This window comes from Citrobacter sp. RHBSTW-00859 (assembly GCF_013729795.1).
In the GTDB taxonomy this organism is placed as follows: Bacteria; Pseudomonadota; Gammaproteobacteria; order Enterobacterales; family Enterobacteriaceae; genus Citrobacter; species Citrobacter braakii.
Map to the genome: position 1 here is coordinate 437,332 of NZ_CP056284.1, position 21,653 is coordinate 458,984.

Annotated in this window: 16 protein-coding genes, 3 tRNA genes and 4 rRNA genes; 13 read left to right on the forward strand and 10 right to left on the reverse strand. The window is 50.5% G+C overall.

The genetic code is table 11. From position 1 onward, the window contains the following. Positions 1 to 16 precede the first annotated feature (16 nt). Entirely contained in the window at positions 17 to 964 is a 948-nt protein-coding gene (fmt, locus tag HV302_RS02190) for a methionyl-tRNA formyltransferase (RefSeq protein ID WP_049041687.1), read from the reverse strand. A 14-nt stretch (positions 965 to 978) separates the two neighbouring features. Further along, entirely contained in the window at positions 979 to 1,488 is a 510-nt protein-coding gene (gene def / locus HV302_RS02195; RefSeq protein ID WP_181626863.1) for a peptide deformylase, read from the reverse strand. Between the two features lie 129 nt (positions 1,489 to 1,617). Between def and dprA the strand changes: the two genes are divergently transcribed. Genes dprA through HV302_RS02225 form a run of 6 tightly spaced genes read left to right on the forward strand, consistent with a single transcriptional unit; the run spans position 1,618 to position 5,410 of the window. Next, on the forward strand, positions 1,618 to 2,742 hold the full coding sequence (gene dprA / locus HV302_RS02200) for a DNA-protecting protein DprA (RefSeq protein ID WP_019078182.1): 1,125 nt from the start codon (positions 1,618 to 1,620) through the stop codon (positions 2,740 to 2,742). Next, the gene (gene smg / locus HV302_RS02205; protein WP_003031162.1) at positions 2,714 to 3,187 is read left to right on the forward strand and encodes a DUF494 family protein Smg; all 474 of its coding nucleotides are present in this window, start codon (positions 2,714 to 2,716) and stop codon (positions 3,185 to 3,187) included. The genes dprA and smg overlap by 29 nt, the downstream gene beginning before the upstream one ends. Before the next feature lie 26 nt (positions 3,188 to 3,213). Next, on the forward strand, positions 3,214 to 3,756 hold the full coding sequence (locus HV302_RS02210; RefSeq protein WP_016154737.1) for a DNA topoisomerase family protein: 543 nt from the start codon (positions 3,214 to 3,216) through the stop codon (positions 3,754 to 3,756). 4 nt (positions 3,757 to 3,760) lie between these two features. Further along, positions 3,761 to 4,333, forward strand: coding sequence for an L-threonylcarbamoyladenylate synthase type 1 TsaC (tsaC, locus tag HV302_RS02215; protein ID WP_019078184.1), 573 nt, complete (start codon positions 3,761 to 3,763; stop codon positions 4,331 to 4,333). 1 nt (position 4,334) lies between these two features. After that, positions 4,335 to 5,156 (forward strand): shikimate dehydrogenase, encoded by an 822-nt coding sequence (aroE, locus tag HV302_RS02220; protein WP_016154735.1) that lies wholly within the window; start codon positions 4,335 to 4,337, stop codon positions 5,154 to 5,156. Beyond that, positions 5,153 to 5,410 carry a DUF1488 domain-containing protein gene (locus HV302_RS02225; protein ID WP_019078185.1) on the forward strand — a complete coding sequence of 86 codons (258 nt, stop codon included), beginning with the start codon at positions 5,153 to 5,155 and terminating at the stop codon, positions 5,408 to 5,410. Before aroE ends, HV302_RS02225 begins: the two co-directional genes overlap by 4 nt. Here the strand turns inward: HV302_RS02225 and HV302_RS02230 are convergent. Next, positions 5,386 to 5,940 carry a gamma carbonic anhydrase family protein gene (locus HV302_RS02230; RefSeq protein WP_019078186.1) on the reverse strand — a complete coding sequence of 185 codons (555 nt, stop codon included), beginning with the start codon at positions 5,938 to 5,940 and terminating at the stop codon, positions 5,386 to 5,388. The two genes, HV302_RS02225 and HV302_RS02230, sit on opposite strands and share 25 nt — an antisense overlap. Before the next feature lie 469 nt (positions 5,941 to 6,409). On the opposite strand from HV302_RS02230, the gene HV302_RS02235 reads away from it, so the two are divergent. The 7 genes from HV302_RS02235 (at position 6,410) to rrf (HV302_RS02265) (ending at position 11,853) form a co-directional block, all read left to right on the forward strand. Next, positions 6,410 to 7,951 (forward strand): 16S ribosomal RNA (locus HV302_RS02235). A gap of 71 nt (positions 7,952 to 8,022) precedes the next feature. Next, a tRNA-Ile gene (locus tag HV302_RS02240) sits at positions 8,023 to 8,099 on the forward strand. A 108-nt stretch (positions 8,100 to 8,207) separates the two neighbouring features. Continuing rightward, positions 8,208 to 8,283, forward strand: a tRNA-Ala gene (locus HV302_RS02245). A 207-nt stretch (positions 8,284 to 8,490) separates the two neighbouring features. Continuing rightward, a 23S ribosomal RNA gene (locus HV302_RS02250) occupies positions 8,491 to 11,397 on the forward strand. A 96-nt stretch (positions 11,398 to 11,493) separates the two neighbouring features. Beyond that, a 5S ribosomal RNA gene (gene rrf, locus HV302_RS02255) occupies positions 11,494 to 11,609 on the forward strand. A 14-nt stretch (positions 11,610 to 11,623) separates the two neighbouring features. Beyond that, positions 11,624 to 11,699 (forward strand) — tRNA-Thr (locus HV302_RS02260). A 38-nt stretch (positions 11,700 to 11,737) separates the two neighbouring features. Beyond that, positions 11,738 to 11,853, forward strand: a 5S ribosomal RNA gene (gene rrf / locus HV302_RS02265). The 16S, 23S and 5S rRNA genes sit together here with 3 tRNA genes alongside, the layout of an rRNA operon. A gap of 84 nt (positions 11,854 to 11,937) precedes the next feature. Here the strand turns inward: rrf (HV302_RS02265) and HV302_RS02270 are convergent. The 7 genes from HV302_RS02270 to HV302_RS02300 all read right to left on the reverse strand — a co-directional run bounded on the left by HV302_RS02270 (position 11,938) and on the right by HV302_RS02300 (position 21,336). Further along, a complete protein-coding gene (locus tag HV302_RS02270) occupies positions 11,938 to 12,696 on the reverse strand; it encodes an amino acid ABC transporter ATP-binding protein (protein WP_016154732.1) in 759 nt (252 codons plus the stop codon). A 7-nt stretch (positions 12,697 to 12,703) separates the two neighbouring features. After that, positions 12,704 to 13,807 carry an amino acid ABC transporter permease gene (locus tag HV302_RS02275; protein ID WP_181627432.1) on the reverse strand — a complete coding sequence of 368 codons (1,104 nt, stop codon included), beginning with the start codon at positions 13,805 to 13,807 and terminating at the stop codon, positions 12,704 to 12,706. Positions 13,808 to 13,816: 9 nt separating this feature from the next. Next, entirely contained in the window at positions 13,817 to 14,998 is a 1,182-nt protein-coding gene (locus tag HV302_RS02280) for an amino acid ABC transporter permease (protein WP_181626864.1), read from the reverse strand. A gap of 69 nt (positions 14,999 to 15,067) precedes the next feature. Beyond that, the gene (locus tag HV302_RS02285) at positions 15,068 to 16,093 is read right to left on the reverse strand and encodes an amino acid ABC transporter substrate-binding protein (RefSeq protein WP_003025295.1); all 1,026 of its coding nucleotides are present in this window, start codon (positions 16,091 to 16,093) and stop codon (positions 15,068 to 15,070) included. A 460-nt stretch (positions 16,094 to 16,553) separates the two neighbouring features. Further along, entirely contained in the window at positions 16,554 to 16,775 is a 222-nt protein-coding gene (locus HV302_RS02290; RefSeq protein ID WP_003025292.1) for a lipoprotein, read from the reverse strand. Positions 16,776 to 17,047: 272 nt separating this feature from the next. Beyond that, entirely contained in the window at positions 17,048 to 20,161 is a 3,114-nt protein-coding gene (locus HV302_RS02295; protein ID WP_142418145.1) for an efflux RND transporter permease subunit, read from the reverse strand. 11 nt (positions 20,162 to 20,172) lie between these two features. Beyond that, complete coding sequence (locus HV302_RS02300; RefSeq protein WP_047499795.1) at positions 20,173 to 21,336, reverse strand: efflux RND transporter periplasmic adaptor subunit; 1,164 nt, start codon at positions 21,334 to 21,336, stop codon at positions 20,173 to 20,175. Between the last annotated feature and the right edge of the window lie 317 nt (positions 21,337 to 21,653).

Genomic DNA, 21,653 nt, shown 5'->3' on the forward strand with positions numbered 1-21,653 from the left:
TTAAAGAGATGAACCGTCATACCAGACGGTTACCGGGTACAAACCATTCCCGGCGCGAATTAAGCAGATCCTGCGCGCTCATGGCTTTTTTACCGGCAGGTTGCAAAGAGACGAGATTCAGGATGCCGTCGCCCGTTGCGACCTGGATACCCTGTTTTGTCGCCTCAAGAATAGTGCCTGGTGCGGTCTGTGTGTTCGCTGTAATAACCGTAGCTTGCCAGACTTTCACTGGCTGGCCGTCGATTTCAAGCCAGCTCATTGGCCACGGGTTAAAGGCGCGGATGCAGCGTTCCAACTGAGCGGCTGAAAGCGACCAGTCGATACGGGCCTCTTCTTTGCTGAGTTTTTCTGCATGCGTAACCAGTGATTCATCTTGTACAACGGGTTTTATGGTGCCAGCCGCCAGCTGTTTTAGCGTTTCAATCAGCCCCTGAGGCCCTAAATCTGCCAGCTTATCGTATAACGAACCGCTGGTATCTTCTGCAGTTATCGGGCAGGACAGCTTAAGCAGCATATCACCGGTGTCGAGGCCAACATCCATCTGCATGATGGTCACACCAGTTTCGGCGTCGCCTGCCCACAGTGAGCGCTGGATTGGGGCTGCGCCACGCCAGCGTGGAAGCAGGGAACCGTGAACGTTGATACAACCCAGACGCGGCATTTCCAGTACGGCTTTTGGCAGTATCAGGCCATATGCTACCACTACCATCACGTCTGCGCGTAAATCAGCAACCAGCTGCTGGTTTTCCTGAGGACGAAGAGAGACGGGTTGGAAAACCGGTATCCCTTTTTCTTCCGCCAGCACTTTTACCGGGCTGGGCATCAGCTTTTTACCGCGTCCCGCCGGACGGTCCGGTTGGGTAAACACGCCAACGACGTTATGTCCAGAAGACAATAGCGCGTCGAGATGACGCGCTGCAAAGTCAGGTGTACCCGCAAAAATAATACGTAGTGAGTCTGACACGTTGATTCTTGTCCTTAAGCTCGGGCGTTCAGGCGGTCGAGTTTTTCAACTTTCTGACGAATGCGTTGTTGCTTCAACGGAGACAGATAATCGATAAACAGTTTACCGACCAGGTGATCCATTTCATGTTGAATGCAGATAGCCAGCAGGCCATCGGCTTCCAGTTCAAAAGATTTGCCGTTGCGATCGAGCGCACGAATTTTTACTTTCTCTGCGCGCGGTACTAACGCACGCTGTTCGGGAATAGACAGGCAGCCTTCTTCAATACCTGATTCGCCGTCTTTTTCCAGCAGCTCTGGGTTAATGAGTACCAACTGCTCGTCGCGATTTTCAGAGACATCAATAACAATGATGCGCTGATGAATATCGACCTGAGTTGCTGCCAGACCGATACCTTCTTCGGCGTACATCGTTTCGAACATATCATCAACGATACGCTGAATTTCTGCATTCACTTCTTCGACCGGTTTTGCGACTTTGCGAAGGCGCTCGTCCGGAATATGTAACACTTGCAAAACTGACATAGTTATCCAGAGTTGTGTTCAGGAGTTGAAAAGATTATTACCTCTATTCTAGACAAAACCCCCTCTGATTGACAGCATCAGTGACCAATCGCAAAGATTGCCAGGACTGCTTGTGGCAGGGGAACAGGGATGACCAAAATCGAGATTTGGCTACGTTTAGCACAAGTGAATGAACTGTATGGTGATGAGATGGTGCGCGTTGCCCACTGGCTCAATACTCAGCCGTGTATTAACAACGTGGTACTTCATCATGCTGGACTCTCTCCCCGCCAGGCCCGGCGCTTTTTAACCTTTCCAGATCAGACGCTGGAAAAAACGCTGCGCTGGCTTGAACAGCCCAACCATCATTTTGTGGTTGCCGACAGCGAGCATTATCCGGCACAGCTCCGTGCAATTGAGGATTATCCTGGGGTGCTTTTTGTTGCAGGAAATCCCATATGCCTTAGCTCGTTTCAGGTTGCCGTCGTCGGTAGCCGACAGCACTCCTGGTATGGCGAACGCTGGGGGCGGCTGTTTTGTGAAAAGCTTGCAGCATGCGGCGTGACGATCACCAGCGGCCTGGCCCGGGGGATTGATGGTGTGGCGCACAATGCTGCGATAAACCGAGAGGGCACGAGTATTGCGGTGCTGGGAAATGGGCTTGAGACCATTCATCCACGACAGCATGTCCGTCTGGCTAAACGACTGATTGAGGCTGGAGGCGCACTGGTGTCTGAGTTCCCATTAGATACGCTTCCTTTGCCGCGCAATTTTCCCCGACGAAATCGCATTATTAGTGGTCTAAGTAAAGGAGTCCTGGTTGTAGAAGCTGCTCAGCGTAGCGGGTCACTGGTCACTGCGCGTTGCGCACTGGAACAAGGGCGGGAGGTTTTTGCGTTGCCTGGACCGATTGGGAGTCCGGGAAGTGAAGGTCCACATTGGCTTATTCAGCAGGGAGCCACGCTTGTGACGGCCCCAGAAGAAATTCTGGAAAATTTGCAATATGGGCTGCAATGGTTGCCAGATGAACCTGAAAAATCAATTTATTCGCCAGATCACGAAGAGGTGGCATTGCCATTTCCGGAGCTCCTGGCTAACGTAGGAGATGAGGTAACACCTGTTGACGTCGTCGCTGAACGTGCCGGCCAACCTGTGCCAGAGGTAGTGGCTCAACTGCTCGAACTGGAGTTAGCAGGATGGATCGCAGCTGTACCCGGCGGCTATGTCCGATTGAGGAGGGCATGCCATGTTCGACGTACTAATGTATTTGTTTGAGACATATATCCATAACGAAGCTGAGCTGCGTGTGGATCAGGACAAACTGGAACGGGATCTTACCGACGCTGGTTTTGATCGTGAAGACATCTACAACGCGTTACTTTGGCTGGAAAAGCTTGCTGATTATCAGGATGGTCTTGCCGAACCTATGCAGCTGGCATCCGATCCTCTTTCTATACGTATTTATACCGCAGAAGAGTGTGATCGACTGGATGCAAGCTGTAGAGGGTTCCTGCTATTCCTGGAACAGATTCAGGTGCTAAACCTCGAAACACGAGAAATGGTCATTGAGCGCGTACTCGCGCTGGATACGGCAGAGTTCGATCTGGAAGATCTGAAGTGGGTGATCCTGATGGTGCTTTTCAATATTCCAGGTTGTGAAAATGCCTATCAGCAAATGGAAGAATTACTCTTTGAAGTGAATGAAGGTATGCTGCATTAATCAATCTTCATTCAGTATGAGTTGTTATGGCTAAATCAGCACTGTTTACGGTGCGTAAAAACGAGCCCTGCCCACAATGTGGGGCTGAACTGGTTATTCGTTCCGGGAAACACGGTCCGTTTCTCGGTTGTTCACACTATCCAGAATGCGATTACATCCGTCCGCTGAAATCTTCCGCGGACGGACATATTGTCAAAGTTCTGGAGGGTAAGCTTTGTCCTGCATGTGGCGCCGAGCTGGTGCTGAGACAGGGAAGATTCGGGATGTTTATTGGATGCAGCGATTATCCAACGTGTGAACACACCGAACTTATCGACAAGCCAGATGAAACAGCAATAGTCTGTCCTCAATGCCAGACTGGCCACCTGGTCCAGCGGCGTTCCCGTTATGGCAAAACGTTTTACTCCTGCGATCGCTATCCGGAGTGCCAGTTTGTCATTAACTTCAAACCGTTAGCCGGAGAGTGTCCTGAGTGCCATTATCCGCTACTCATCGAAAAGAAAACCGCGCAGGGTGTGAAGCATTTCTGTGCCAGTAAACAATGTGGAAAGCCGTTCTCGGCGGAATAAAAAAGTGAATAATAACCTGCCCACAGGCCCTATCGCTGCTGCAATAGCGGTTCTGAAACAAGAAAAAGTCATCGCCTATCCAACAGAAGCTGTATTTGGTGTCGGCTGCGATCCCGACAGCGAAACGGCTGTTACCCGTCTGTTGGCGCTAAAACAACGCCCAGTCGATAAAGGCTTAATTTTGATTGCGGCAAATTTTGACCAGCTCAAGCCCTATATTGACGATAGCACGCTTTCAGATGCTCAACGTGAGGCTGTGTTCGCTCGCTGGCCTGGTCCTGTCACCTTCGTTTTCCCTGCGCCCGCGACTACGCCTCGTTGGTTGACCGGTCGTTTTGACTCGCTGGCCGTGCGAGTCACCGATCATCCGCTGGTGGTTGCATTGTGCCAGGCTTATGGCAAACCGTTAGTCTCCACCAGTGCTAATTTGAGTGGCTTACCGCCTTGCAGAACGGTAGAGGAAGTCCGCGCGCAGTTTGGTACAGACTTTCCCGTAGTTGAAGGGGAGACCGGAGGGCGTTTGAATCCTTCGGAGATCCGTGATGCTCTGACCGGTGAACAGTTTCGACAGGGGTAATATGAAAGAAGCCTATGCTGTTTTTGGTAATCCGATAGCGCACAGTAAATCGCCCTTTATTCATCAGCAATTTGCAGAGCAGTTGAAAATTGATCATTCCTATGGACGTGTACTGGCACCTATCAATGATTTTGTGAATACGCTGAATGCTTTTTTTGCGGAAGGCGGGAAGGGGGCAAATGTCACTGTGCCTTTTAAGGAAGAGGCGTTTGCGCGTGCCGATGAATTAACGGAGCGGGCATCGCTTGCTGGGGCGGTCAATACTCTTAAACGACTTGAGGATGGGCGTTTACTGGGAGATAACACGGATGGTATCGGCTTATTAAGCGATCTTGAACGTTTATCTTTCATTCGCCCCGGATCGCGAGTTCTGTTGATTGGTGCCGGTGGCGCATCCCGGGGGGTTTTATTACCTCTTCTTTCTCTGGATTGTGCGGTAACCATCGTTAACCGTACTGCTTCGCGCGCAGAAGAACTGGCACAAATCTTCTCCCATACCGGCAGCGTGCAGGCGGTGGGAATGGACGAGCTTGATAATTACAGTTTTGATTTAATTATTAATGCGACATCTAGCGGAATTAGCGGTGAGGTACCAGCCATTCCGACATCGCTTATTCACTCCTCTGTCTATTGCTATGACATGTTTTATCAGCAAGGAAATACACCGTTCCTTTCCTGGTGTGCTGAACATGGGGCGAAACAGTATGCCGATGGTCTGGGGATGCTGGTGGGACAAGCAGCGCACGCCGTTTTACTCTGGCATGGTGTATTGCCACAGATTGAGCCCGTCATCAAAAGCATGCAACAGGAAATGTCGGCATGAATCAGGCGATCCAGTTTCCCGATCGAGAAGAATGGCTGACGGATATTAGCGCCGTTGTTTTCCCTGCGTTGGTCCATGGTATGCAGTTAACATGCGCTATATCAGGGGAGACGTTGGCGTCCCGCTTTGGCGGCTGCACGCCTGAACAATGGCTGGAAATCTTTCAACAGCATCGCTGGGACCTGGAAGAAGAGGCCGAAGCATTGATCCAGGACCAGCAGGAAGACTCTCAGGGTTGGGTTTGGTTACTCTGATTTAAATACTCATCTTTCCATTTAACGTAGTTGTTAGCAGAGTATTTTAAGCCTGCTTTCTCTTCGTCACTTAATGGCCGGATCTGTTTAACCGGACTACCCAGGTACAAATATCCACTCTCCAGGCGTTTGTTTTGCGGCACCAGGCTTCCTGCCCCAATCATAACGTCGTCTTCTACCACTACGCCGTCCAGTAAAATTGATCCCATACCGACCAATACGCGGTTGCCAACGATGCAGCCGTGTAGCATGACTTTATGACCGACCGTCACATCCTCACCCACGATCAATGGATTACCTTGCGGATTAGATGTGGATTTATGTGTGACATGGAGAACGCTGCCGTCCTGAATGTTTGTACGGGCGCCGATTTGTACATAGTTGACGTCGCCACGAATCGCAACCAACGGCCAAATCCCGACGTCATCAGCCAAACGAGTATCACCAATGACGACGCTACTGGTGTCGATCATCACGCGTTTTCCGATCTGTGGGGAAAGATCCTTATAAGGACGTAATACATCAGACATGTTTACCTCAATGAAAATAGAGCAGTAATGAAGACTTTGGTTGGATTATTGAGACTGTGCAAGTGATTTAGCTATCAAAAATCAGCCAAATTGCGCAGGAATATAGCGAAAGGGGTGAAAAACAAGCACTCAGCAAAAAAGATCCAAAAAATACTTGTGCTAAAAAATGGGATCCCTATAATGCGCCTCCATCGACACGGCGGATGTGAATCACTTCACGCAAACAGCCGGTTCGGTTGAAGAGAAAAACCTGAAAATGAGGGTTGACTCTGAAAGAGGAAAGCGTAATATACGCCACCTCGCGACAGAGCGCTAAAGCGCGTCGCAACTGCTCTTTAACAATTTATCAGACAATCTGTGTGGGCACTCGAAGATACGGATTCTTAACGTCGCAAGACGAAAAATGAATACCAAGTCTCTGAGTGAACACGTAATTCATTACGAAGTTTAATTCACGAGCATCAAACTTAAATTGAAGAGTTTGATCATGGCTCAGATTGAACGCTGGCGGCAGGCCTAACACATGCAAGTCGAACGGTAGCACAGAGGAGCTTGCTCCTTGGGTGACGAGTGGCGGACGGGTGAGTAATGTCTGGGAAACTGCCCGATGGAGGGGGATAACTACTGGAAACGGTAGCTAATACCGCATAACGTCGCAAGACCAAAGAGGGGGACCTTCGGGCCTCTTGCCATCGGATGTGCCCAGATGGGATTAGCTAGTAGGTGGGGTAACGGCTCACCTAGGCGACGATCCCTAGCTGGTCTGAGAGGATGACCAGCCACACTGGAACTGAGACACGGTCCAGACTCCTACGGGAGGCAGCAGTGGGGAATATTGCACAATGGGCGCAAGCCTGATGCAGCCATGCCGCGTGTATGAAGAAGGCCTTCGGGTTGTAAAGTACTTTCAGCGAGGAGGAAGGTGTTGTGGTTAATAACCGCAGCAATTGACGTTACTCGCAGAAGAAGCACCGGCTAACTCCGTGCCAGCAGCCGCGGTAATACGGAGGGTGCAAGCGTTAATCGGAATTACTGGGCGTAAAGCGCACGCAGGCGGTCTGTCAAGTCGGATGTGAAATCCCCGGGCTCAACCTGGGAACTGCATCCGAAACTGGCAGGCTAGAGTCTTGTAGAGGGGGGTAGAATTCCAGGTGTAGCGGTGAAATGCGTAGAGATCTGGAGGAATACCGGTGGCGAAGGCGGCCCCCTGGACAAAGACTGACGCTCAGGTGCGAAAGCGTGGGGAGCAAACAGGATTAGATACCCTGGTAGTCCACGCCGTAAACGATGTCGACTTGGAGGTTGTGCCCTTGAGGCGTGGCTTCCGGAGCTAACGCGTTAAGTCGACCGCCTGGGGAGTACGGCCGCAAGGTTAAAACTCAAATGAATTGACGGGGGCCCGCACAAGCGGTGGAGCATGTGGTTTAATTCGATGCAACGCGAAGAACCTTACCTACTCTTGACATCCAGAGAACTTAGCAGAGATGCTTTGGTGCCTTCGGGAACTCTGAGACAGGTGCTGCATGGCTGTCGTCAGCTCGTGTTGTGAAATGTTGGGTTAAGTCCCGCAACGAGCGCAACCCTTATCCTTTGTTGCCAGCGATTCGGTCGGGAACTCAAAGGAGACTGCCAGTGATAAACTGGAGGAAGGTGGGGATGACGTCAAGTCATCATGGCCCTTACGAGTAGGGCTACACACGTGCTACAATGGCATATACAAAGAGAAGCGACCTCGCGAGAGCAAGCGGACCTCATAAAGTATGTCGTAGTCCGGATTGGAGTCTGCAACTCGACTCCATGAAGTCGGAATCGCTAGTAATCGTGGATCAGAATGCCACGGTGAATACGTTCCCGGGCCTTGTACACACCGCCCGTCACACCATGGGAGTGGGTTGCAAAAGAAGTAGGTAGCTTAACCTTCGGGAGGGCGCTTACCACTTTGTGATTCATGACTGGGGTGAAGTCGTAACAAGGTAACCGTAGGGGAACCTGCGGTTGGATCACCTCCTTACCTTAAAGAAACGTTCTTTGTAGTGCTCACACAGATTGTCTGATGAAAATTAGCAGTAAGAAAATCTCTGCAGGCTTGTAGCTCAGGTGGTTAGAGCGCACCCCTGATAAGGGTGAGGTCGGTGGTTCAAGTCCACTCAGGCCTACCAAATTTCTGCTGATGCTGCGTTGCGGCGATGCTCACATACTTCAGTATGCTTCGCGTCACCACGCCTTGCCTCAACAGAAATTAAGGTTAAACGAGATTTAACTACGATGGGGCTATAGCTCAGCTGGGAGAGCGCCTGCTTTGCACGCAGGAGGTCTGCGGTTCGATCCCGCATAGCTCCACCATCTTTACTGCAAAAACACAAGAAAACTTCAGAGTGTACCTGAAAAGGTTCACTGCGAAGTTTTGCTCTTTAAAAATCTGGATCAAGCTGAAAATTGAAACGACACACTGTTTCATTTCTCCGTAAACAAGAAATGAAAAGCGGTGTGTTCGAGTCTCTCAAATTTTCGCAACACTGAAGTGTTTTACGAAACATCTTCGGGTTGTGAGGTTAAGCGACTAAGCGTACACGGTGGATGCCCTGGCAGTCAGAGGCGATGAAGGACGTGCTAATCTGCGATAAGCGTCGGTAAGGTGATATGAACCGTTATAACCGGCGATTTCCGAATGGGGAAACCCAGTGTGATTCGTCACACTATCATTGCGTGAATACATAGCGTAATGAAGCGAACCGGGGGAACTGAAACATCTAAGTACCCCGAGGAAAAGAAATCAACCGAGATTCCCCCAGTAGCGGCGAGCGAACGGGGAGCAGCCCAGAGTCTGAATCAGCATGTGTGGTAGTGGAACGGTCTGGAAAGTCCGGCGATACAGGGTGACAGCCCCGTACACAAAAGTGCATGTGTTGTGAACTCGAAGAGTAGGGCGGGACACGTGGTATCCTGTCTGAATATGGGGGGACCATCCTCCAAGGCTAAATACTCCTGACTGACCGATAGTGAACCAGTACCGTGAGGGAAAGGCGAAAAGAACCCCGGCGAGGGGAGTGAAAAAGAACCTGAAACCGTGTACGTACAAGCAGTGGGAGCCTCTTTATGGGGTGACTGCGTACCTTTTGTATAATGGGTCAGCGACTTATATTCTGTAGCAAGGTTAACCGAATAGGGGAGCCGAAGGGAAACCGAGTCTTAACTGGGCGTTAAGTTGCAGGGTATAGACCCGAAACCCGGTGATCTAGCCATGGGCAGGTTGAAGGTTGGGTAACACTAACTGGAGGACCGAACCGACTAATGTTGAAAAATTAGCGGATGACTTGTGGCTGGGGGTGAAAGGCCAATCAAACCGGGAGATAGCTGGTTCTCCCCGAAAGCTATTTAGGTAGCGCCTCGTGAATTCATCTTCGGGGGTAGAGCACTGTTTCGGCTAGGGGGTCATCCCGACTTACCAACCCGATGCAAACTGCGAATACCGAAGAATGTTATCACGGGAGACACACGGCGGGTGCTAACGTCCGTCGTGAAGAGGGAAACAACCCAGACCGCCAGCTAAGGTCCCAAAGTCATGGTTAAGTGGGAAACGATGTGGGAAGGCACAGACAGCCAGGATGTTGGCTTAGAAGCAGCCATCATTTAAAGAAAGCGTAATAGCTCACTGGTCGAGTCGGCCTGCGCGGAAGATGTAACGGGGCTAAACCATGCACCGAAGCTGCGGCAGCGACACTATGTGTTGTTGGGTAGGGGAGCGTTCTGTAAGCCGTTGAAGGTGGCCTGTGAGGGTTGCTGGAGGTATCAGAAGTGCGAATGCTGACATAAGTAACGATAATGCGGGTGAAAAACCCGCACGCCGGAAGACCAAGGGTTCCTGTCCAACGTTAATCGGGGCAGGGTGAGTCGACCCCTAAGGCGAGGCCGAAAGGCGTAGTCGATGGGAAACAGGTTAATATTCCTGTACTTGGTGTTACTGCGAAGGGGGGACGGAGAAGGCTATGTTAGCCGGGCGACGGTTGTCCCGGTTTAAGCATGTAGGCGGAGATTCCAGGTAAATCCGGAGTCTTGTTAACGCTGAGGTGTGATGACGAGGCACTACGGTGCTGAAGTAACAAATGCCCTGCTTCCAGGAAAAGCCTCTAAGCATCAGGTAACACGAAATCGTACCCCAAACCGACACAGGTGGTCAGGTAGAGAATACCAAGGCGCTTGAGAGAACTCGGGTGAAGGAACTAGGCAAAATGGTGCCGTAACTTCGGGAGAAGGCACGCTGATATGTAGGTGAAGTGATTTACTCATGGAGCTGAAATCAGTCGAAGATACCAGCTGGCTGCAACTGTTTATTAAAAACACAGCACTGTGCAAACACGAAAGTGGACGTATACGGTGTGACGCCTGCCCGGTGCCGGAAGGTTAATTGATGGGGTTATCCGTAAGGAGAAGCTCTTGATCGAAGCCCCGGTAAACGGCGGCCGTAACTATAACGGTCCTAAGGTAGCGAAATTCCTTGTCGGGTAAGTTCCGACCTGCACGAATGGCGTAATGATGGCCAGGCTGTCTCCACCCGAGACTCAGTGAAATTGAACTCGCTGTGAAGATGCAGTGTACCCGCGGCAAGACGGAAAGACCCCGTGAACCTTTACTATAGCTTGACACTGAACACTGGTCCTTGATGTGTAGGATAGGTGGGAGGCTTTGAAGTGTGGACGCCAGTCTGCATGGAGCCAACCTTGAAATACCACCCTTTAATGGCTGGTGTTCTAACGTAGACCCGTGATCCGGGTTGCGGACAGTGTCTGGTGGGTAGTTTGACTGGGGCGGTCTCCTCCTAAAGAGTAACGGAGGAGCACGAAGGTTAGCTAATCCTGGTCGGACATCAGGAGGTTAGTGCAAAGGCATAAGCTAGCTTGACTGCGAGAGTGACGGCTCGAGCAGGTGCGAAAGCAGGTCTTAGTGATCCGGTGGTTCTGAATGGAAGGGCCATCGCTCAACGGATAAAAGGTACTCCGGGGATAACAGGCTGATACCGCCCAAGAGTTCATATCGACGGCGGTGTTTGGCACCTCGATGTCGGCTCATCACATCCTGGGGCTGAAGTAGGTCCCAAGGGTATGGCTGTTCGCCATTTAAAGTGGTACGCGAGCTGGGTTTAGAACGTCGTGAGACAGTTCGGTCCCTATCTGCCGTGGGCGCTGGAGAATTGAGGGGGGCTGCTCCTAGTACGAGAGGACCGGAGTGGACGCATCACTGGTGTTCGGGTTGTCATGCCAATGGCATTGCCCGGTAGCTAAATGCGGAAGAGATAAGTGCTGAAAGCATCTAAGCACGAAACTTGCCCCGAGATGAGTTCTCCCTGACCCTTTAAGGGTCCTGAAGGAACGTTGAAGACGACGACGTTGATAGGTCGGGTGTGTAAGCGTAGCGATACGTTGAGCTAACCGATACTAATGAACCGTGAGGCTTAACCTTACAACGCCGAAGATGTTTTGGCGAAAGAGACATCGAAATTCAGCTTGATTACAGATTGCATCGACATGCGAAAAGCGTGTTGATAAACAGAATTTGCCTGGCGGCTGTAGCGCGGTGGTCCCACCTGACCCCATGCCGAACTCAGAAGTGAAACGCCGTAGCGCCGATGGTAGTGTGGGGTCTCCCCATGCGAGAGTAGGGAACTGCCAGGCATCAAATTTAGTGTGCTGATATGGCTCAGTTGGTAGAGCGCACCCTTGGTAAGGGTGAGGTCCCCAGTTCGACTCTGGGTATCAGCACCAGTTTTTCGGTTAAAGTTTGGCACTTAGAAAAGAATTTGTCTGGCGGCTGTAGCGCGGTGGTCCCACCTGACCCCATGCCGAACTCAGAAGTGAAACGCCGTAGCGCCGATGGTAGTGTGGGGTCTCCCCATGCGAGAGTAGGGAACTGCCAGACATCAAATAAAAACAAAAGGCCCAGTCGAAAGACTGGGCCTTTTGTTTTATCTGTTAAACGCCGGGCTGTATCCGGCGCATGACTTTAATGAATAACCTGCGATAAAAACGCACGAGTGCGTTCAGATTTGGGGTGAGCAAAAAACTCATCCGGTGCTGCCTGTTCAACAATCTCGCCAAGATCCATAAAGATCACCCGGTCGGCCACTGTGCGGGCAAAGCCCATTTCATGGGTAACACACAGCATGGTCATACCTGATTGCGCCAGACCTATCATGGTATCAAGTACTTCTTTTACCATTTCAGGATCCAACGCTGATGTAGGTTCATCGAATAACATAATTTTAGGTTTCATGCACAGTGAGCGTGCAATGGCTACACGCTGTTGCTGCCCACCAGAGATTTGCCCAGGATATTTATGCGCATGTTCAGCAATGCGAACTCGCTCAAGGTAGTGCATTGCCAGAGCTTCAGCCTCTTTTTTTGGCATCTTTTGCACCCAGATCGGTGCCAGCGTGCAGTTTTGCAGGACCGTCAAATGAGGAAAGAGATTAAAGTGCTGAAAGACCATGCCAACTTCTTGTCTGACGCGCTCAATATTGCGGATATCTTCATTGAGTTCGATCCCATCCACCACAATACGTCCTTGCTGATGCTCTTCCAGGTGGTTGATACAGCGGATAGTTGTCGATTTACCCGAACCGGAAGGTCCGCATAATACGATGCGTTCTCCCTGCTTTACCTTCAGGTTGATGTTTTTCAGGACGTGAAACTGTCCGTACCATTTGTTGACGTTTTCCAGCGTAATCATCGCGTCGGTAGACGGCATTAATAATTGGCTCATAAATTCCTCAGTGCGGTGTACGCCCGGTGTTAAAACGTTTTTCCAGATGTTGGCTGTAACGCGACATGCTAAAACAGAAGATCCAGTAAATCAGTGCAGCGAAAACATATCCTTCCGTCGACATACCCAACCATGCAGGGTCCACAGTTGCCTGCTGCACGCTACTGAAGAGATCAAACAGGCCGATGATGATGACCAGACTGGTATCCTTAAACAGGGCGATAATCGTGTTAACCAGACCCGGAATAACCAGCTTGAGGGCTTGCGGAAGAATGACCAGCCCTTGCGTTTTCCAGTACCCTAACGCCAGTGATTCAGCGGCTTCATACTGACCTTTTGGTAGGGCCTGTAACCCTCCGCGAACCACTTCTGCGACATACGCCGACTGGAAAAGAATCACGCCGACCAGCGCCCGGATAAGTTTGTCGATACTGGTCCCTTCGGACATAAACAGAGGAAGCATGACCGAGGACATAAAAAGGACGGTAATCAACGGCACACCGCGCCAGAACTCAATGAAAATGACGGATAAAATCCGCACGACTGGCATATGAGACCGACGTCCAAGCGCCAGTAAAATACCCCACGGAAGCGCGCCCGCAATCCCCACGGATGCAATGATAAGCGTCAGTGTTAATCCGCCCCACTGTCGGGTTTCTACGCGCTCAAGTCCGAAAAAACCACCGTACATCAACCACCAGACCACCACGGGATAAACGACGGCCCAGACGGCGATATAGCGGCCACGGTGAGGAATAGATTTCCAGAAAATAGGGACGATAGAGGCCAGGCCAATGATCAGGGCCAGATTTACGCGCCAGCGCTGATCGTGGGGATAAAGTCCATACATGAATTGCCCAAAGCGTTCATGAATGAACACCCAGCAAGCCCCTGCTTTGGTGCAGTCTGCGCGGGTTGAACCGACCCAATTGGCCTGAAAGAATACCCAGTTCATCAGTGGCGGAAGAAATGACCAAATCAGCCAAACGCACAGCAGCGTGAGCAGGCTATTTGACCAACTGGAGAACAGGTTTTTACGCATCCAGAGTAGACTGCGGCTTGCCGGGTTACTGTTCTGACGCGAGGGGTGAGACAGCAGTGCTTTTGTCATCATGGCTCCTTAGCGCTCAATCAGTGCAATACGGCGGTTATAAATATTCATCAGCAGAGAAATGCTCAGGCTGATGATCAGGTACACCGACATCGTGATAGCAATGGTTTCAATGGCTTGCCCTGTTTGATTGAGTACCGTGCCGGCAAACAGTGAAACCATATCCGGGTAGCCAATAGCGGCCGCAAGAGAGGAGTTTTTGACGATATTCAGATACTGGCTGGTTAATGGGGGAATGATGACGCGCAGCGCCTGTGGGATGATCACCTGGCGCAGTGTCACCGGATTTGGTAGACCCAGCGAGCGTGCTGCTTCATGTTGGCCATAAGGAACGGCCTGGATTCCCGCTCGAATAATTTCTGCAATAAACGCCGAGGTATACACTGAAAGCGCCAGCGTCAGGGCAGCCAGTTCGGGAATAAGCACCATACCGCCACGGAAGTTAAAACCGCGAAGGGCGGGGATATCCCAGTGAAGCGCTGCGCCAAACAGCCACTGTGAGATCATCGGTAAAAGCACGATCAGCGCCAGAGCCGTGGGCCAGGTCCGGCGTAGCTGACCGGTTTTAGTCTGGTGCATTCTGTTGTAGCGAAATAACCCGATAGTGACGACGATAGTGATAATTACAGCGCCGCAAAAGGCAAAAAATCCTTCTCCCATTTGCGGTGCCGGAATATAGAGTCCCCGGTTACTCAGAAACATCAAGTCCAGCGCGTTAACGGCCTGACGTGGGCCGGGCAGGTTACGTAATACGGCGAAATACCAAAAGAAGATCTGCAGCAGCGGCGGTATATTGCGGAACGTTTCGATGTAGATCGTCGAGAGCTTTCGTAATAACCAGTTATCTGACAGGCGTGCCAGTCCGAGAAAGAAACCGAGAATTGATGCAAAAACAATGCACAGTGCAGAAACCAATAGCGTATTGAGCAGGCCAACGATAAAAACACGGCCATACGTATCGCCTTGCTCGTAATCGATCAGATGCTGGACAATACCAAATCCGGCGCTGCGATCGAGAAAAGAAAATCCCGAGGTAATACCGCTATTGTTCAGGTTATTTATCGTATTATGAATGAGATAGACCGCAATACTGACGACCACAATGACGGCAAGTATTTGAAATAACCAGGCGCGGACCGCAGGGTTAGAAAAGGATAACGATCCTTTTACGATTGAGCGGCGATGGAACATAAGAAAACCTCGGTAACTATGACTCTGGACTGAGCGCCGCAGTCGCGGCGCCCGTTACATCACCACGCATTAGCGCACCGGTGGCGCATATTGAATGCCACCGTTATTCCAGAGGTTGTTCTGTCCACGTTTGATCTTCAGTGGGCTTTCCGATCCCACGTTACGCTCAAAGATCTCCGAGTAGTTACCTACCTGCTTGATAATGTTGTAAGCCCATTTGTTATCAAGCTTCAGATCCTTGCCATAATCCCCTTCTTTGCCTAACAGGTGTGCCATATCCGGCGTTGCAGGATTAGCCGCTTTTTCATCGACGTTTTTCGAGTTAACGCCCATTTCTTCCGCATTCAGCATGGCGAACAGCGTCCAGCGAACAATGGAGAACCACTCATCGTCTCCACGACGTACAACAGGTCCCAGCGGTTCTTTAGAAATAACTTCTGGCAGGACAATCCACTCCGCAGGATTACTCAGCTTGATTCGCAGGGCGTACAACTGAGACTGGTCGGAAGCCAGCGTGTCGCAGCGTCCAGATTCCAGAGCTTTAGCTGATTCATCCGAGCGGTCAAAAGTGACAGGGGTGTACTTCATGTTGTTGGCTTTAAAGTAGTCAGCCACGTTCAGTTCGGTATCTGTTCCTGCCTGGATACAAACCGTTGCGCCATCCAGCTCTTTAGCACTCTTGAGACCCGCTTTATTGTGGGTAAGAAAACCAATGCCGTCGTAATACGTTACGCCAGTGAAAGACATTCCCATTCCTGCGTCACGAGAGGAGGTCCAGGTGGTATTACGAGAGAGCATGTCGACTTCACCAGATTGTAGTGCGGTAAAGCGTTCCTTGGCGGTGAGCGGGGTATATTTTACTTTGCTATCATCGCCAAATACGGCGGAGGCAACGCCACGACATACGTCGACATCAATACCTGAGAACTTACCGCTTGCATCGGCATAAGAAAAGCCAGGCAACCCGTCACTGATCCCACACTGCACAAAACCTTTTTTCTTTACGGCATCAAGTGTTGCGCCGGCATGTGCCTGATTTGCAACCGCAAGCAGCACGCCGGCCGCAGCCAGGCTGGCTATTATCATCTTTTTCATAGAGCATCCTGTGTGGAGGAATTATTGTTATGGAAACGTTCTGAAAACGTCTTTTACCTGTCTGTGGCTATGGCCATACTCTTTTAAGCAAAGGTAGTGCCAGGTTTTTGCGCACGATTATTCGACGCAATATCCAGAGTGTAGACAGGAAAAAATAAATGCAGCGCCCTGAAGTGGTGCAAAATTGAAACGTAAGCCACATTTCGGCGCAAAAAATTTAAAAATCAAACCGGACGCGTGATAACGATTTCGTACGTTAATATTGATGACGTGAGAATAATGAAAAGAAAGCGCGCTGTTACGAAGAACTGAAAAAATGCTAATTTCAAATCGTGGATATGTGAGGCAAATCTATAATAATTTTATTATACGTTGAGTGCTATATACCAACGTTTTGTCTTATATAAAGATTTAATTCTTATTGCAAAAAGCGCGGTACCCACCGCGCTTTTAAGAAGATTTATTTGGTCAGGGCGACTATCCCAAGCGTCAGCCCGGCAACGGCTGCTGCGCCACCGGCGATGGCACCGGCTGTTTCCCAGTTATCCTGCGTGGTGCCTTTCATACAGGTATTGGTATGAACCAGGCGCCCCTGATCGTCGTATACAGGTACGCAAGGAGAATCGTGTGCACAGCCGGCCAGGAATGCGGTAAGCAATGCAACGGATATTAATCTTTTCATGGTGTTACCTCAAAAATAAGCGTTTCGCTAATTGAGCAAAGACAAACGCTAAGCCATCTGCGAACTCGGCGATTATTTTACCACTTCTTAAAAAAATACTGACATGAGGAATAATCTCAATTCATGTGGATTGTAAAAATAATGGATAAAAAGAAAGGTGATTCGCGATTTTTTCAGGAAGGGTTTATTAGAAATAAATGGCTATCTTATTAATAAATAAAGAGGGGCATCTTAGGTGAAAAAGGCGTCCGAAGACGCCTTTATTTTACAAATTAAACGTTGCGTCGACTAAAACGCCGTCTGACGACAACGAAGAAGACGGGGACGAAGAAGATTGCTAACAATGTCGCGGTCAGCATGCCTCCCATTACGCCTGTACCAACCGCATTCTGCGCCCCGCTACCTGCTCCGTGGCTGATAACCAGAGGCATAACCCCCAGAATAAACGCCAGGGATGTCATCAGGATTGGACGAAGACGCATGCGTGACGCCTCCAGTGTGGCTTCAATCAACCCTTTACCTTCTTTATCCATCAGGTCTTTGGCAAACTCCACGATAAGGATAGCGTTTTTGGCGGAAAGACCGATGGTAGTCAGCAGACCTACCTGGAAGTAAACGTCGTTATTCAGACCGCGTATGGACGCCGCCAGAAGCGCACCGACCACGCCGAGCGGTACAACCAACATGACTGAAAATGGAATAGACCAGCTCTCATACAATGCGGCGAGACACAGGAAGACGACGATTAACGAAATAGCGTATAACGCAGGTGCCTGATTGCCGGAGAGCCGTTCCTGATATGACATCCCCGTCCAGTCATAGCCGATACCGGTTGGCAGCTGTGCTGCCAGGTTTTCCATGAGCGCCATGGCTTCACCGGTGCTTCGACCCGGCGCGGCCTCTCCCAGTATTTCCATTGATGGCATACCGTTGTAACGCTCCAGGCGGGGTGAACCATAAATCCAATGCGACGAACTGAACGCAGAGAATGGCACCATTTCACCATTCCCACTACGTACGTAGAGATTGTTGATGTCGTTGGGTAACATACGGAACGGCGCGTCAGCCTGAACGTATACCTTTTTCACTCGGCCATGATCGATAAAATCGTTCACATAGGTGCCGCCAAGGGCCGTGGAAATCGTTTGGTTTATATCCGACAGACTTACGCCTAACGCCTGGGCTTTTTCCTGATCAATATCCAGCTTAAATTGCGGGGTATCTTCCAGACCGTTAGGGCGCACACGCACCAGTAAATCTGGATGCTCTCTCACCATACCCAGCAACTGGTTCCGGGCTTTCGTCAGTTCTGTATGACCGAGGTTAGCCTGATCAATTAACTGAAAATCAAAGCCGGTCGCGGTACCCAGTTCAAGAATGGCAGGCATGTTGAACGGGAACACCAGTCCATCTTTAATCTGGCTGAACGCCCTGGTCGCACGTTCGACGATAGCCGTCACGCCGTTTTCATCGCCCGAACGCTCTTCCCATGGTTTGAGGCTAATAAAGACGATACCGGAGTTCTGTCCCTGGCCGCTAAAGCTGAAGCCATTAACGGTGAACACCGATTTTACGTTCGCTTTTTCCTGGTTCAGGTAGTAATTCTGAATCTGATCCAGCACCTGCTGTGTGCGCGTCTGTGTCGCACCGGCAGGAAGTTGCACCATTGTCATAAAGACCCCCTGATCCTCATCGGGCAAGAAGGATGTGGGGAGGCGTAGAAACAGAACAGCCATTCCGCCGACGATAAGAACATATAGCAACAAGTAGCGTCCGGTTTTGCGCAGAATACCGCTGATACTATTGCTGTAATGCCCGACGCTTTTATCGAACAGGGCGTTAAACCATCCGAAAAAACCGCCTTTCTTTTCAACATGTCCGGCGGAAACGGGTTTTAGCAGCGTTGCACAAAGCGCTGGCGTAAGAATGAGGGCGACCAGAACAGAAAGCGCCATCGCTGAAACAATGGTCAGAGAGAACTGGCGGTAAATGGCGCCGGTCGAGCCGCCAAAGAACGCCATGGGGATAAATACCGCCGAGAGCACCATCGCGATCCCGACCAGTGCGCCCTGGATCTGGACCATGGATTTCTGCGTCGCCTCTTTGGGCGGCAGTTTCTCTTCCGCCATGACGCGTTCGACGTTTTCTACTACCACGATGGCGTCATCGACCAGCAGGCCGATGGCCAGCACCATTCCGAACATCGTTAGCGTGTTGATGGAGAATCCGAATGCTGCGAGGATCGCGAATGTTCCCAACAGCACGACAGGCACTGCGATAGTTGGAATCAGCGTGGCGCGCAGATTTTGCAGGAACAGGTACATCACCAGGAAGACGAGGATGATGGCTTCAAACAGCGTTTTCACCACCTCGTTAATCGAGATTTTTACAAATGGTGTAGTGTCATAGGGGTAAACCACTTGCAAACCTTGCGGGAAGAAAGGTTGTAACTCAGCCAGCTTTGCTTTGACGCCTGCGGCAGTATCCAGCGCGTTTGCACCGGTCGCCAGCTTAATGCCCAGACCTGTTGCGGGCTGACCATTAATTTTCGTCACCATGTTATAGTTTTCGCCGCCGAGTTCGATGCGGGCTACATCTCTGAGGTGAACCATTGAGCCATCCTGGCCCACCTTCAGCGTTATGCGACCAAACTCTTCCGGCGTTTTCAGGCGTGTCTGAGCAATAATGGAGGCATTAAGTTGTTGACCCTGGACGGATGGTGCGCCTCCCAGTTGGCCTGCGGCAATCTGATTGTTTTGCGTTCTCAGTTGATTGATAACGTCCAGCGGAGTCAACTGATATTTGTTCATTGCGTTGCTGTCGAGCCAGATGCGCATTGCGTACTGTGCACCAAACATCTGGACATCGCCGACACCTGCTGTTCGGCTTATTGCGTCTTTAACGTTAGACGCCACATAGTCGGAAATATCATCCTGCGTCAGATTGTTATTATCGGAGACAAAACCCGCCACCATCAGGAAACCGCTACTGGATTTCTCGACGCTGATCCCCTGCTGCTGTACTTCCTGTGGCAGTAAGGGCATCGCTAACTGTAATTTGTTTTGCACCTGGACCTGTGCGATATCCGGGTCAGTACCTGACTCGAAAGTCAGAGTAATGGTGACGCTCCCGGAGGAATCGCTGGTGGAGGACATATACATCAGGTTATCGATACCGTTCATATTCTGTTCGATAACCTGCGTAACCGTGTCTTGTACTGTCTGCGCATCCGCACCTGGGTAGGTGGCAGAAATAGCGACCGCAGGAGGTGCAATGGTCGGATACTGTGCAACGGGCAGTTGCATGATTGCCAGAGCCCCTGCCATCATCAGAATGATGGCCAGAACCCAGGCAAAAATAGGGCGATTGATAAAAAAGTTAGCCATGTCCGGTTACCTTATTGCGCAGTTTTTGCGGCTGGAGTTTCGGTATCGGTGGTTGCTTTAACCTTTACGCCGGGACGCGCTTTCTGCAATCCGCTGACGATAACCTTATCGCCTGGCTGTAAGCCCTCGCTGATTAACCACTTATCACCTATCGCCTGAGTAGCAACGACGGTGCGAGCCTCGACCTGACTCTTGTCATTGACAACCATCACCGTTGCATCGCCGCGTGGCGTACGTGTTACCCCTTGTTGGGGAACGAGAATGGCATTCGGCTGGACGCCTTCATCAATACGAGCACGCACAAACATGCCCGGCAGCAGCGTGTGCTGTGGGTTAGGGAATACGGCCCTGAGGGTGATGGATCCGGTACTTTCATCAACGGTGACATCAGAGAACTGCAACGCACCTTTCAGGGGGTACGACTGACCATTTTCCATCACCAGTTCGACGGTACTGCTGGCGCTGTCTTTATGCAGGCTCCCTTGCTCAACGGACTGTTTAAGGCGCATAAAGTCATTACTGGACTGTGTTACGTCGACGTAAATAGGATCAAGTTGTTGCACGGTAGCAAGTTCAGTTGCCTGGCCATTCGTGACTAATGCGCCTTCGGTGACGTTAGATTTACCGATACGTCCGCTAATGGGCGATGTCACTTTGGTGTAGGCCAGGTTGATACGAGCGCTTTCGACCGCCGCTTTTGCCGCGATAACGGAGGCATCGGCCTGGCGAGCATCAGCAATGGCCTGATCGTACTCTTGCTGGCTGATGTACTTAGTGCCAACCAGCGGGACATAACGTTTTACCGTTAAATGTGCGATAGCTGCTGCCGCTTCACTCTTTGCCAGTTCGCCTTTGGCGCTGTCGTAGTCGGCCTGGTAAGTCGCAGGATCGATCTGATAAAGCGACTGACCGGCTTCAACATCGCTTCCCTCGGTGAAATTCCGTTTAAGTACAATCCCGCTGACCTGAGGACGGACTTCAGCAATACGAAATGCTGTTGTGCGCCCAGGTAATTCGGTCGTCACGGCTAAAGGCGCCTTTTCGACGACATGGACAGTCACCTGCGGCTCTGCGGGGTGAGCTTGTGTTTCTCCCTGATCGTTACAACCGGCGAGTAATACAGCGGACATGATGATGAATGAGGGCAGGAGTGAAAACCTGGCATTTTTCGTCATTTCTATTCCTTAAAAAACCGAACGCTCGTTATTAACCGGGTAACGCAGAGGCGATAACGCGCACAAGTGAAAATAATGGTTGGCTATCCTACAAATTATTAGCTTGCGATGTAAGCAATACTTATTTATGGGCGCGATACACGGCACGTAAAAACAAAAAAGGATTTATCTTCGGTTGTTTCATTATGGTTTTAATAGTAATGCTATGATGCGCATAAACACATATTGAAATAAGTATTTGATTGGTGAATATATTGGTGGTTGTTATTTGTTTTGTTTATTCGTGTGCAATATCCATAATTAACTGTTTTAGAACT

Bases quoted from the DNA above. Each gene is read 5' to 3' on its own strand.
- def (WP_181626863.1), bottom strand. From the start codon at position 1,488: ATGTCAGTTTTGCAAGTGTTACATATTCCGGACGAGCGCCTTCGCAAA.
- dprA (WP_019078182.1), top strand. From the start codon at position 1,618: ATGACCAAAATCGAGATTTGGCTACGTTTAGCACAAGTGAATGAACTG.
- smg (WP_003031162.1), top strand. From the start codon at position 2,714: ATGTTCGACGTACTAATGTATTTGTTTGAGACATATATCCATAACGAA.
- HV302_RS02210 (WP_016154737.1), top strand. From the start codon at position 3,214: ATGGCTAAATCAGCACTGTTTACGGTGCGTAAAAACGAGCCCTGCCCA.
- aroE (WP_016154735.1), top strand. From the start codon at position 4,335: ATGAAAGAAGCCTATGCTGTTTTTGGTAATCCGATAGCGCACAGTAAA.
- HV302_RS02225 (WP_019078185.1), top strand. From the start codon at position 5,153: ATGAATCAGGCGATCCAGTTTCCCGATCGAGAAGAATGGCTGACGGAT.
- HV302_RS02230 (WP_019078186.1), bottom strand. From the start codon at position 5,940: ATGTCTGATGTATTACGTCCTTATAAGGATCTTTCCCCACAGATCGGA.
- HV302_RS02270 (WP_016154732.1), bottom strand. From the start codon at position 12,696: ATGAGCCAATTATTAATGCCGTCTACCGACGCGATGATTACGCTGGAA.
- HV302_RS02275 (WP_181627432.1), bottom strand. From the start codon at position 13,807: ATGACAAAAGCACTGCTGTCTCACCCCTCGCGTCAGAACAGTAACCCG.
- HV302_RS02280 (WP_181626864.1), bottom strand. From the start codon at position 14,998: ATGTTCCATCGCCGCTCAATCGTAAAAGGATCGTTATCCTTTTCTAAC.
- HV302_RS02285 (WP_003025295.1), bottom strand. From the start codon at position 16,093: ATGAAAAAGATGATAATAGCCAGCCTGGCTGCGGCCGGCGTGCTGCTT.
- HV302_RS02290 (WP_003025292.1), bottom strand. From the start codon at position 16,775: ATGAAAAGATTAATATCCGTTGCATTGCTTACCGCATTCCTGGCCGGC.
- HV302_RS02295 (WP_142418145.1), bottom strand. From the start codon at position 20,161: ATGGCTAACTTTTTTATCAATCGCCCTATTTTTGCCTGGGTTCTGGCC.
- HV302_RS02300 (WP_047499795.1), bottom strand. From the start codon at position 21,336: ATGACGAAAAATGCCAGGTTTTCACTCCTGCCCTCATTCATCATCATG.